The sequence below is a fragment of the Mucilaginibacter rivuli genome (assembly GCF_019391655.1).
Lineage (GTDB): Bacteria > Bacteroidota > Bacteroidia > Sphingobacteriales > Sphingobacteriaceae > Mucilaginibacter > Mucilaginibacter rivuli.
The window spans coordinates 37693-50486 of sequence record NZ_JAHXPQ010000002.1; the positions used below are offsets into that span (position 1 = coordinate 37693).

Sequence of the window (12794 nt, forward strand, 5' to 3'; positions counted from 1 at the left end):
ATCGTTAAAAATCAAACTGATGTATAGATTTAGGCCTGTTTTCGCGTTATTAGATGGTTACCATGAGTTGGAGAATCAGGAAATTTATTTTGCATCGCCGAAAGAACTCAATGATCCCATGGAAGGATTTCGGGATATATATTGGAAGGGCGATGCGATCGTATGGGAAAATTTGCTGGTTAATTATGTTCGATGCGTGGAACAGATTTACACGATGACCCTGATTGCCGGTGACCATTTTAAATTAGGCATTCAGGATATTCCACTTTACAATTACCCTCAAAAAGATATTCCGGAAGCAGCGATCGCGCTGCGAAAAAAGGTGAAAGCAAAATTCTTCGACAACGAGTTCATTAATTCTCTATCGGCGTCACTTGCCAACAGGAATCAACAAACGAGGCGTGAAGAATTGCTATCATATTTATCATACGTACACGCGTACGCTATCAATGCCGTTAGCCAAGTTTATCACGAAGAAGGGATCATACCTGAGCCTGTATTTTATCAAGATATCTCGGAGATGGACATGATTTTGAAAAAAAACGGTGATATGGCAGAGCTGGTAAACAATATGGAAGAAACGAATCCTGAAATCGATCGTTTTGCAGAATTTTTCTTTTCCGCTATGCATGGCACGCGCAAGGGATTAGCGCTGTTGACGGCTCTGGGGTTGACGGAAAAACAATCGGCTTCCAATGCAATTTTTCTAGTCAGAGATTTTCCGGAAAAATTTATCGATAAGTTAGAAAGCTTATGTTACCCCGATTGGTATTCGGCTTCATTTTTAAGCGAATGCACTAATTCGGCGGTTTGGGGACATTATGGAAACAACCATAGCGGCGTTTGTCTGATATTCAGAGCTCAAGAAAGCGATGGAAAGTTACAATTAGCGCTTAATCTTGGGCATAGTTTCGGAGCGGGTGACCACACTTCAAATTACAAATCTCAGCAATTCCGCGAGATTAAATATAATAACTGTCACGTGGCAATTGACTTTTTCCGTTCAATAGGGAGATCGCCCGCCGCTTTTCTTGAACACAACTGGTATCGGGACGAATCGGGCGACTTGAGTATTTGCGCCGATTACCTTTCAGTAAATACCGATCAATGGCGTTTAAATTACTGGCGGAGCTTTTATGAGGGATTAACTGTAAAACTAAAAGAATGGGATTACGAAAAAGAATATCGTATCGTTTTGGAGGGCGGCTTCATTGATTACTCTGCCCCTGAAAAAAGGAAGGTAAAGTATAATTTCGAAGATTTGACAGGGCTCATATTTGGAATTAAAACTACTAATGAAGATAAACTAAAGATTATTCATATCATACAGGAAAAATGCAAACTGTCCGGGAGAACAGATTTTGAATTTAGGCAGGCATTTTATTCCAATAAAAGTGGCTTGATCGAAAATTACAAACTCAGTTTATTCAACTGGCTCGATACTTAAACTTTTTTTCGCATGTCTTTGCTGTGCGTGATGACAGGATTTTTGAAGTAACCTAATTGTTTCTGCGCGGCCTTAATCTGCTCAATTATTTCATCACTTAATATGGGGATATCGAAATAGACTAGATCAAAAATTGGTGGCTCATTTAGCTCTCTGCCAATAGCGATCCCAATAACTTTAGACGCACCTGGATTTTCGTATCTTGCTATCATACACCGCAATTGGAGTTCCTTTTCTTTCTGAAACCAATTCTTTGCACTTAAGGGCATAAAGACATAAGAATGGTCAGCTCCGTTAAAGGCCTTAAGCATTCTCGCTTTAACTCCAGTTTTAATCGCATCTTCCAATACCATACCCAATTCGATCCGGTTCATTCGCGGCTCCAATGCAATCGCCCGGGTAGCCTTTTCCAGTTCAGACCTCAAATGGAGTTTCTGATCACGCTCGACATGCATAGTAAATAATTGAGCAACGAACTCGTCCCAAACGTAACTCATTTTGATTTCCTTCCGCCATTGTGCATATTCCGCAGAACCTTTGTAAGTCTCCCATAAATTATTTTCCAAAACGATGGCATCTGGATCTACCTCAAAATTGAAAATCAGTTCCGTATTAATGTATAATGCTAAAAAATCGACCTCTTTCGGGATTAACAAATGTTTGCCCCAAAGGAACTTTTCTTTAGCCTTAAGATACCGGATAAAGTCTGTGATCGTATCAAGTTCCTCGAAAACTGTTAACGTGGACTCTTCGTCAAAAACATGGACGAACCCTTCGCCAAAATCGCCGTTCTCAAGTGGATAGCGATTCTCGCCGCCGAAAGCGATAGCGATTCGAAAGATTATACGGTTTTCTGTTAAGGGCAATTCGATCTTTGTTTGCCGATCGTTTAGTGTAAGTTCGTCAACGCTGTTGAGATATCGCTCCGCGCCATAGATTTGGTCGACAGACTGCGATATCGCTTTTTTTTGCCAGCGTTCACGGCGAACCACTTCGTCGCTATGTTCGGATATTCTGATATCCTTGATAGAAATAATGATAATATTGTTTTCGCAAACAATTAAAACATCGCACAGTTCCTTATTCTTTTTGCGCAGCGGACTCGGAAAACTCCAAAAAGGCAGAAATGATTTTCGTGAAAGCTGGCTTACAAAAACTTCAGAAGCTGTCATTTTTTACTCTGTTAAATTCGTCTAACTGTTTCTCGAGGTCGTATGCCCGTTTCCGCAACTCGCCCATCTTCTTCAGATCAAGATCCTTCTCCAATTGCTTTAATTTGTTAGGCGAAGCCGACTCAATTTCACGCATTAGTTTTGTTACATCCTGTTCAAATACGCGTACATAAGTGGATGCCCTTTCATAGTCGGCAAATTTAATATCGGCGGGATCAACAATACCATCGCAGTAATCAACATAAAAAGCACGTTGCTTGAGATCGTCCGCTTTTTTCCACCATAGATAATTCCCTGTGGCCATTCCTACATTTAAAACCGCATTACCGATGATTGCCCAAAAACCGGATCGTTCCTTGGCTTTGCGCGAAGAAAAATTAAACAGTAGATAAATCGAAAAAAAATCCTTGATGAGATCGTGGCGTATTTTATGGCTTGAAAAAAGCTTCCCGAACCAAGGTTGATTTTTTATACCGAAGTTCTTGGTGTTGAGTAAGCAGCCAAAAGCCTTAATCAATTCCTCAGTTCCAAGTATCAGATGCGCGATGCCATTTTGGTACTCACCCGCTTCGGCAAGAATGTTCGCGCAATTGAAATGTCGTTTCGCATTCAGTTCAATTACAGGGTAGATCGGTTCAAACTCCACAAACGTGAGATCTGACCACCTTCTATTTTTGATATTCGATGAAGATTGTGTAGGTACCATTAGGATAAAATTCAGGTGCCATCGTTGAACGATAGGTAACTAAAGATATTAATAATAATTTAAAATAAAGACAGCTGCACTAACCCGATTTCCAATTTAGTAATCACTTTCAACGTTTTAGATATCACATCCTGGTGATAATTAGTGCGGTCGGTATCGCCAACTTTAGATAACATGTCTTTTTTCAATTCATCAAGCGCCGCAGTTAAAGTAGCATCTCGATTACTGAATTTTTTACAGAATACGCTCAAAGGGCTACTATGCCCTGCACATCCATAACTGCAACTGAGAGCGTAAGCCCAAAGCCCATTAGGCCCGTGCCCGATACGGATACTGCTGGCTTCCAGTTTAATTTCTTCAAACTCCAAAAACTTCGGTGAGATAAACCAACCGGAAGGGTTAAAGGCAATTTCAGTAAAACCGAATGTTAGGCCTTCCCGGTATTCATGCACATTCATCAGGATGTGCCGCATATCTTCACCAAAACCTGCGAACCAGGCCAGTTGTTGAGCATCACCATTTTTGATCAGGGCAAGCATTTCTGCAACCAGTTCTTTTTCGTATTTCATCAGCCAGTTTTTGGCGCCATAATCCTGAACGGCTTGTGCTGATTGAAGGGTTAATGCAAACTTTTCCATAAGCTAAAAAATTAAGTTTTTATTGCTCTTCCGTGCGCAGCAGGCGCTTGTCAAGGGCCCCGCGTATGCGGGGTTTATATACCCTTGACAAGCGCCTGTGAAGCGCACGACCTTTGTGATCAAAACTTAATTTTTAGGGGAAAAAGATGAAACGGAAGTAAGTACAAGCTATCGTTTTTGCTATGAAATGGAGATACAGGTTCGATGACCTGGATAACATAGAATTTGTCCCCGGTTCAACGAGATACGCTGTTAAATAAAAGAAGGTAAGGATAATCATGATGACGGAACCAGCAAATAAACAGGCAACGTCCCGCCCAAGGGGCGGGTTGTTGCTGCTGCAGGTTAAGCTGGTGAGCCGGCCCGTGCGCTTTGCGCACAGCGGACGGTAAACCTGCTTAACCTGCAAAAAAGCGTAATTACCCTTAAATCATAAAAGCAAAAACAGATCAATTTTTTGCGGGAGCTACGGATATACCAAATTCATCACACACATCGCGGGTCAATTTAGAAAATATACGTTCGTGCAAGCGGTCAACGGTCATTTTGTTACCCATCAACAGTTCTATGATCTCAGCTTCAGAATTAAAAAGGCGATGCCCTCCGGGCTGATAACCTTCCAGCAATTCTTTAATAGTCGTATTGTTGTAGAAATATGCTTTTTTGATGATCTCTCCTGCGATATCCTTATGTTTTTCATACCTGGCCACCAAAGCAAAATCTTTGATATTGTTTTTTGCCTTAGGTTCCAAAACGGTATCTGCTGACTTACATGGGTTCAACGATAAGGTGAAATCCTGCTTATTCACCACGAAATCGGTATCCTTAATGCCTGTACGGAACTGGTATATATTTTCGAAGCCGCCCAAAAAAGGGTGGAGGTGCGTCGAATCTTTAAAGATAATTGATCCTTTCAGCGTGGAATTACATACATAACAGGCCGGAATAAGATTGTAAAATGATAAAGCAAAATACGGGTGATCCGATTTAGCATAAAAGTGGTCAAAATGAGGCCGTGTTTTTGCCGGCTTTCTAATCGTATAAGTGAATTGGGCATTGCAGTAAGCGCAGCAATTCAAATTCAGGAGTTCAGCATGGTCGTAAGCCATCCGGCCATCATAACGGGAAGTAAACGAATTATGGTCATGATCGTAATTAAAGATCTTTAATATTTCATTATTATAATTCTTTTTGATCGTTCTCGCGCTCAAATCGCCATTTAAACGGGTAAAGTTTTGTATTGAGGTCGTAACATAAGGCGCGAGCTGATTGCCATGAAATTCCAGCCGGTCAGGGCGGCCTTTCATGATCTCCGGTAGGTTTGCACCAATATAGTCGAATACATCACTAAAAATATCTTTGGGCCTGTTTTGAATAGTTGCTGCGATTGCAAACTGTGCATTATTCTTTTTAAAAAAGGCATCTGCCATTAGATCGAGTTCGGCTAAACTGAAAGGAACCTTGATCATAATTATTTCTTTTTGGATTTTCTGTGAGTCTTCTGCGCCGCTTTCAACTCGGCCACACGCGCAAGCAACACAGCGATCTCTTCTGTTTCCTGGAATTTCTCTTTCCACATCACCTGTAGTTTGATACGGATAATAGGCTCGCCGATTTGTGCGATGGTCTTTCTTATTTTCTCATCAGGTATTTTGATCCGTTTGTCATTGAGGTAACGAATGATCGAATCGATCTTAAGTTTGGCAAAATCGCCGATGATCGCACCTTCGACATAAAATGAATCCAAAAATAATTGATGAATATTGGCGCCAAAGGTCGGCAGCCGGTTATTTTCTTTTTCAAGAATGTTAGTTTCCGTTCGGCTGGTCTTATTTAAAAATATAACATGTGGTTTTGTGAGGTCGGACGTTAAGAATGGTGCATTAGCGGTATAGATCAAGTGAATTTGGTGATCTTTAAATAAAGAAGATAGAAAATCCAGACTGTGTTTAAAAAATTGCTTTTGCCACTCAGGATGAAAACCCGCATCCCCTTCGTCAATCAGAATAACCAGGCTTTTCCGGAGCTGGTCGCTTCCGATCTGATGTCGTTTCAAGTGAACGAACCTCGACATAAACGACAAAAACGATTGCTCTCCTGTACTCAATCCCCGCCACCGAAACTGGAGAAAAGGGCTAAATCCCTTAACTTTTAAATACAGATTAAAAAACCGGTCAACGATCTCATCGGCATCAACAGTAAGCGCAAAATCATACCGCATACCTAAAGGATTCTGCCCACTGTGAACAGTTATAAAATGCTGATCGACCAGCCCCTCAAATAAATTGATTATCCGGGGCGCCAAGTCCGACAATTCCATATACCGCTTATACGTGTAGGATTCAGGTTCGTTGAAAGCCCGAACTTCTTCGGTCCTTAATCGATTGAAAAAACGCAATACAAAGTCCCTAACGGTTTCATCATCCCCAATATTAAGCAGATGTGTGCTTTGAATATTGCTGCTATATTTTCGCTCGGTCAGGAAAAAATTAAGTAGCACCGCTTGGCAAAATAGATCAACACCCCTCCGCTCATCGTTTTCTTCCATTTTATCAACCAGCATTTTACTGTCGAATTTTTTAAGGAGTTCCTTGATATCCTGGTACTTTGGGTCCGTTGAGTAACTAAAATACTCCAGGTCCGTGGGGTCAATGAACATCGATAACGAATCGGGCCGGTTAAAGGGAAGCAGGTGCCTGTATTCTGAGATCAGGAATTGCACCGCCTTGCTAAGTTCATTACCGATTAAGTACTCCAGATCTGTTGCCGACTGATTGGTCTTTTCGTTTTCATTGATCTCCGCCAGCGCAGCTCTTCTCGTTTCCTCGATCAGCGCGGTAGTAGATAAATTATATAGTCCTTTCCAGTCAGTCGCTTCTTGCTTGAGGTCCAGGATGTAAGAGTAATAGATATAGTCCGCATCACCGAGCTTTGTTTCACTTCTCATCGAACGGCTTTCCAAAACCGAATCCGAATAAGGTTGAACGATGAAATGATCCTTTAAGCCAGTGATCTCCAACTGCCAGTTCTCAGGGTAGGTGATGTAATTTTTGAGGTGACCGGGTTGCTCTTCGATCGAATAGATCACCAGATCACCGGCGAAACCGGCTTCCAGTCCTTCAGGAAGTTTCGCTTTGATGTATTCCAATATTGTAGATTTGCCTGCCCCATTTTTACCAATAATGCCTGTGACATTCGTTACATTAGGCTTTTCAAAGAAATCAGCTATAAAATCTTCATTCTTTTCAATATGCAAGTTCGCTTCTATCCCGAAAATGGTGTGGTTAATTTCAATGTGGAATTTATATTCGGCAGACAGATTAATACTTTTATCTTCAAAATATTTGAAGTTACTAATCCAAATGAAGTGTATTTGCATGAAAGGTGTGGGTGTAAGGTTTAACCAAATTTAACGTAATAGATCGTAGTAACCTAATGACCGTATTGATTAACAACCTTACACATGATAATTTTAAGCGTTTCTAAATAAACATATATTGCAATGAAACTCAATGAAAATTTCGCCCCTTATGAAAGGCAGCCGAGGCCTTAGATCGTCCATCATAACTAATCAGCTTAGTGGTTTCATCAGAGCGCGCTAAATGTGCACATTTTACCCGATGTTCAACACAACGTCGAGCCTTTGAATTACCATTTGTTCAGAGCATTCGAATCAGAGTCGGAGTGTTTACCGGCTTCATACTACTTTATTTATGTTTAATAATGCCTTAGATAATAAGTCTTATTCAAAAGAAATTCATAAAATTTGGTTTAATTACAACACCTATTCTCATTTTGCTGACTTGCTTGTTATACTCCAAAAGATTTTCGCCATATCCATGAAAACCCTGCAGCATCAGATATAGGTTGGATGTTTCTGAGGGTCGAAAAAATAATTGTGTTTCCACCGAGCCTTTCCAATCCCGGGAAGCGCCCTTTTTCAAGATGATCTTGGCGTAAAGCCTCCTTGGTTTGAATATATACGTAAACCCTAAATCACCATAACCGATGTATTTGAAAAGATCCGGATTGTCTAATGTTGAACCGAAAGGTATTACAGATTTTGCTTCTATGAGCAGCTTACGATTGAGCTCTGCAGACCAATTAAAAGACACAAAATTCCAGCTCCTGGAAGCAAGACTGTCTTTCCCGTTTGATTCGTGTTCTATTATTAAGGAATAATAACCCAGTCTTCCTTTTTTATTCATGTAAGGTTTTATCAACCCAAGCCCCGGATTAAAGTTGATGTCGTCAAATGGGCTCGAATCCCGATATATATCCCAAAAGGACTTTTGAGTATAAGTGATAAAACAATATATATTGTCAAATACTGGTTTATTTGACAACCGATATTTCATGCTTATTTGAAATTTAGCATCTGAATTATTCTTAGATGGCGACTCTCCAAGCGTTGTTCCGGTTATCAAGTAAATTGTCCTTATACGTGCTGAAATTAGGCTGGCTTAAAAATATCTTGGTAGCGGTAGACTTATTTATTGAATCATTAGTCTGTGCATTCAAGGCGAATGTAAAACAATTGAGCAGGAGAATTACAAAAAACACCGACTTGTAAAAAGTTCCGCCCATTTTATCATTTAACTTAGCGAAAAAAAATTCTGGACTATCATTGTGATTTACGAAATCAATAAGCGTATCCCACAATATGCTGATTTGACTACTCTTTCTTTAGCGTTTTCAAACCTTTAATCCAAACAATGCTTCCTTTGTTGATTATTTAATAACGATGTTTCTTATAACGGATGTATGCGCAGAAAAATAGCCTAAGGCACCATTGCTGATATTGCTCGGCGGGTTTGCCGGGGTGACGCTGCCGCCGGGTCCGCTACTGCCTGAAATCTGGATCAAACCGGTGTAATAACTATAGATATCCTGGTCTATACATTGCATTTCAATATGAACCATATCATTAATGTTCACTTTCTTATCATCGTCCGAAGGGGTCATTAACTCCCTTTGATTGACTACTCCATTGTTTATATTATCCGAAAACGCTTGGAGGGTTTTGTCTTTGCGTGCATTTACAGACAGAATGAATAGATAGCGGTTGCCCAGCGGTGCCGGATCAGTAAATATGGGTAGGATATTATAGTTAACCTTGCCTCCGATTGAAAATGAGCGCTGTACCAAGCTATCCAATGCAACCGTTTGTGGCATGGTGCTTTTGGCGGTGTAAATCAGGCCTTGAGCCAGTATGCGTAAATTGTAAGTTCTACCAGGCATGGAAACGAGACGGGTTGTTTTATAATTTCCATCCGCTACATATCGCAAGGTGTCAATCTGCCCTGTGTTGTCACTAATTATTACGATTGCGTTAGTAATTGGTGGGTACTGGTTTGTCTCCGTAAAGGCCACCGATTTCGTAATCCGTACATAGTACGGACCTGGCTGGTTTGTAACATTTCCTTCGATGACAATGTTACCGCTCTTGTTATCCAGATCTAGGTGTATCTCTTTTGTGCAGCTGGCAAAAAGAAGAAGTGAGGCGATTATAAAAAGGAATTGTTTCATTATTAAAATTTGAAATTGTAAGTTATGTTAGGTACCCAACGGAAAAGCGATGTTTGTATGGCACGGGTGGTACCCGGCTTGTCTGTATTGTCTTCAAACGTAATCGTATAAGCATTTTGACGCCCATAAACATTGTAGACACCAAATGTCCAGGATCCATGGAGGCGTTTTAACTTATTTGGTTCATACGTGGCACTCAAATCCATGCGATGGTATGCAGGCATACGGTCAGCATTGCGGTTACTGTATTGGAATATGGTTTGCCCGTTTAGTTCATACTTGCCTGTAGGGAACGTGACCGCATTACCGGTGCTATAGAGGAATAGCCCGGATAAAGACCATTTGGGATTAAACTGATAGGTAGCAACAACACTAATATCATGCGTTTTGTCAAGCCTGGCATTATACCATTGATTGTTATTGATGCCATCAATCTTTCGTTCTGTTTTTGACAAGGTGTAAGAAATCCAGCCCGTTAGTCTACCGCTTTTTTTCTTCGCTATCAATTCCAGGCCGTAAGCTCTTCCTTTACCAAAAAGCAATTCACTTTCGATATCTTTCCCAGCGTCAAATGTGATTTCTGCGCCGTTTTTATAATCGATTTGATTGAGCATATTCTTGTAATAGCCTTCTACATTTACCTCATAATTATTGTCGGCGAAGTTCCTGCTGTAACCAATGCTTATTTGATCAGCTATTTCCGGCTTTACGGTATAGCTGCTGCCTATCCATTGGTCTGTTGGACTACCGCTACTACTGTTACTTAATAAATGGAGGTTTTGCGTGTTGCGGGAATAACCTGCTTTTAGGCTGCTGTATTCGTTAATGCGATAATTAGCCGTTATTCGCGGTTCAAGGTTTAAATATGTTTTACCAAAAGCACCTTTGCCAAGAGCTACGCTATCTGTAAGCACACCATTGTTATAAATATTATAGGTATTGCCTCCCAATATGGTAAAGCCGGAAAGCCTTAGCCCGTAATTGACAGTCAATCTATCTGTAGCTTTGTAATCATCATTGATATAAACCGCATTTTCCCAGGAGTACTTTGAGTCTTTCGGGAAGCTGCTCGTGGCGGTACCGGAGGCCCTGCTTGGTGTAATGGTGTGATAGATAGATTGTAAACCAAACCGAACAGCGTGTTTATTGCCTGCAAACCAGGAAAAATCCTGTTTTAGATTCCAGTCCTGAATTTTGGAGTTGAGGCCGAAATCACTGCCACCACTTTTGAAATTCAGTTTATAATCATAATTGCTGTATATAAACGAAGTATTGGAAAATAATTGACTATTGATAATGCTGTTCCACCTTAACGTGGCCGTTGTATTTCCCCAATCTGTGCCGAAAGTATTGCCGAATCCCAATACATCACGTCCGAAGTAACCCGACAGATAAATTCGATTGTTTTCATTGATCTGGTAATTTGCTTTTGCGTTGAGGTCGTAAAAGTATAGCTTACTATCCTTGAAAGAGTCACTCGCCTTTAAGAATAAATCGGCATAGGTTCTTCTTCCCGATATAATGAATGATGACTTGTCTTTCTGAATCGGACCTTCAACACTCAACCTGCTGCTGATAAGCCCGATGCCCCCTGTGACATTGTAGTCCTGATTGTTTCCATCCTTCATCTTAATATCCATAACAGACGAAAGGCGCCCACCATACTGAGAAGGGCTGTTGCCTTTGATGAGACTGGCATCTTTTAAGGCATCGCTATTGAACGTGCTGAAAAAGCCAAGCAGATGCGAAGCGTTGTATACAGGCGCTTCATCCAATAAAATCAAATTCTGATCCGTTGCCCCGCCGCGCACACTGAATCCACTGCTTCCTTCACCACTACTTTTTACCCCTGGCAACAGTTGAATCGTTTTCAATACATCCTTTTCACCAAATAATACCGGCAACTTTTCTATACTCTTGATGTTTAGGGTTTCAGTACCCATTTGAGCGGTAGAAAGATTTTTGTCCTTTTTACCAGAAGAAACCACCACTTCCTTTAAGTTAGTGCCTTTGTCCGAAGTCTGCTCGAGTGACAAATCAAGTTTCACGTTTTTGTCCAGCTGAACAGCTTGTCGCTGTTCCTCATATCCGACATAGCTTACTATTATCGTATAGTTGCCTTTGGGTAATGCTATGGAATAGAAACCGTATTCATTCGCTGAAGTCCCAATGCCTGGTTTTTCAGCTATTTTGACGGTAACCCCTATAAGCAATTCACCGTTTTTCTTGTCTTTGATTGTTCCACTTACGGTGTACTTGACCTGTGCGAATACGAGGCTGGGAAACATTAATAGTATCACCAGGCTTTTTATAACTTTATTCATAATTGCTTATCGTGTTGAGTTTGACAAATATGATGTGTTAGCGGGCAAGTCAAAACTTATTGAGAAGAAGGGGTATTATTCAGCGAAGAATGACCCCATACCTATTGGAAAATGTTTATGCCTGGTATAATTGATACACTATTTGACTGTAACTTAAAATATGCAGTTATTAGTTTAACAGTCATTTTAACACATTTGGTGTGATTTTTTTGTCTTTCAATAACTGCAGATGCGGTTAGATCTTTTTTAGCTTTATAGACTTAACTACGTATTCCTGTAGTATGTACTCAACTTCATCGGGGGAGTCCGTAAAAAAAAGATGGGACGGTTCACTTATTTCCAGTGTGCCGGCAGTATGCATAGCCTCAATTTGCTTTCTAATGGGTGTATAAAACTCTTTGCCAAATACAATAACCGGAAAGGGCTGTAATTTTGCGGCTTTGATAAGGCTGAGCACTTCAAAAAGTTCATCCAATGTATCTAAACTACCCGGCATAACAATACAAGCGTATGAGTACTTTATCAACAGGGTTTTGCGTACAAAAAAATAAGGAATATTCACTTCCAAGTGCAGGTACGGATTGTGGGGCTGTTGATGAGTGTCCTGTATGTTACAACTTATACTATAGCCGCCGGCATTGTATGCGCCTTTGTTAACTGCGGCCATTAATCCTGAACCGTTGCTCGTGATTGTCGTCAACCCCATATTGGCAATAATTGCTCCGATTCCCTCTGCGTATTTATCATTGTGATTTGCATCTTGCTGATAACCTGCGGAACCAACCACACACACACAGGGCCCACAAAAATGTAATGCCCTGAGCGCTTTCAAAAAATTGAGCATTGCTTTAAAGCAGAATGCAAGATTATCCCATATTTTGCCAGGCCCCATCAAAAAATGGGATAAACTATCAGGTGTTGTGTGCTTATTTTTTCTCGTCATCATTGGCCTGTTAACTTCAAAACATTACACAACAT

Annotated in this window: 10 protein-coding genes; 1 reads left to right on the top strand and 9 read right to left on the bottom strand. The window is 40.7% G+C overall.

What is annotated here, in order from left to right; genetic code table 11:
- Window positions 1-19 precede the first annotated feature (19 nt).
- Window positions 20-1447 (top strand): DUF2971 domain-containing protein, encoded by a 1428-nt coding sequence (locus tag KXQ82_RS04290; RefSeq protein WP_219486929.1) that lies wholly within the window; start codon window positions 20-22, stop codon window positions 1445-1447.
- Here the strand turns inward: KXQ82_RS04290 and KXQ82_RS04295 are convergent.
- The 9 genes from KXQ82_RS04295 to KXQ82_RS04335 form a co-directional block, all read right to left on the bottom strand.
- Complete coding sequence (locus KXQ82_RS04295) at window positions 1444-2619, bottom strand: hypothetical protein (RefSeq protein WP_219486930.1); 1176 nt, start codon at window positions 2617-2619, stop codon at window positions 1444-1446. The two genes, KXQ82_RS04290 and KXQ82_RS04295, sit on opposite strands and share 4 nt — an antisense overlap.
- Window positions 2606-3325, bottom strand: a complete 720-nt coding sequence (locus KXQ82_RS04300; RefSeq protein ID WP_219486931.1) for an AbiV family abortive infection protein — start codon at window positions 3323-3325, stop codon at window positions 2606-2608. The genes KXQ82_RS04295 and KXQ82_RS04300 overlap by 14 nt, the downstream gene beginning before the upstream one ends.
- A 59-nt stretch (window positions 3326-3384) precedes the next feature.
- Window positions 3385-3963, bottom strand: a complete 579-nt coding sequence (locus KXQ82_RS04305; protein ID WP_219486932.1) for a hypothetical protein — start codon at window positions 3961-3963, stop codon at window positions 3385-3387.
- 449 nt (window positions 3964-4412) lie between these two features.
- Window positions 4413-5540, bottom strand: a complete 1128-nt coding sequence (locus KXQ82_RS04310; protein WP_219486933.1) for an HNH endonuclease — start codon at window positions 5538-5540, stop codon at window positions 4413-4415.
- On the bottom strand, window positions 5435-7342 hold the full coding sequence (locus tag KXQ82_RS04315; RefSeq protein WP_219486934.1) for a hypothetical protein: 1908 nt from the start codon (window positions 7340-7342) through the stop codon (window positions 5435-5437). Before KXQ82_RS04315 ends, KXQ82_RS04310 begins: the two co-directional genes overlap by 106 nt.
- A 367-nt stretch (window positions 7343-7709) precedes the next feature.
- Window positions 7710-8390, bottom strand: a complete 681-nt coding sequence (locus KXQ82_RS04320; RefSeq protein ID WP_219486935.1) for a phospholipase A — start codon at window positions 8388-8390, stop codon at window positions 7710-7712.
- A 304-nt stretch (window positions 8391-8694) separates the two neighbouring features.
- Window positions 8695-9492, bottom strand: a complete 798-nt coding sequence (locus KXQ82_RS04325) for a DUF4249 domain-containing protein (RefSeq protein WP_219486936.1) — start codon at window positions 9490-9492, stop codon at window positions 8695-8697.
- A gap of 2 nt (window positions 9493-9494) precedes the next feature.
- The gene (locus tag KXQ82_RS04330) at window positions 9495-11816 is read right to left on the bottom strand and encodes a TonB-dependent receptor (protein WP_219486937.1); all 2322 of its coding nucleotides are present in this window, start codon (window positions 11814-11816) and stop codon (window positions 9495-9497) included.
- 235 nt (window positions 11817-12051) lie between these two features.
- A complete protein-coding gene (locus KXQ82_RS04335; RefSeq protein WP_219486938.1) occupies window positions 12052-12762 on the bottom strand; it encodes an LOG family protein in 711 nt (236 codons plus the stop codon).
- Window positions 12763-12794 lie beyond the last annotated feature (32 nt).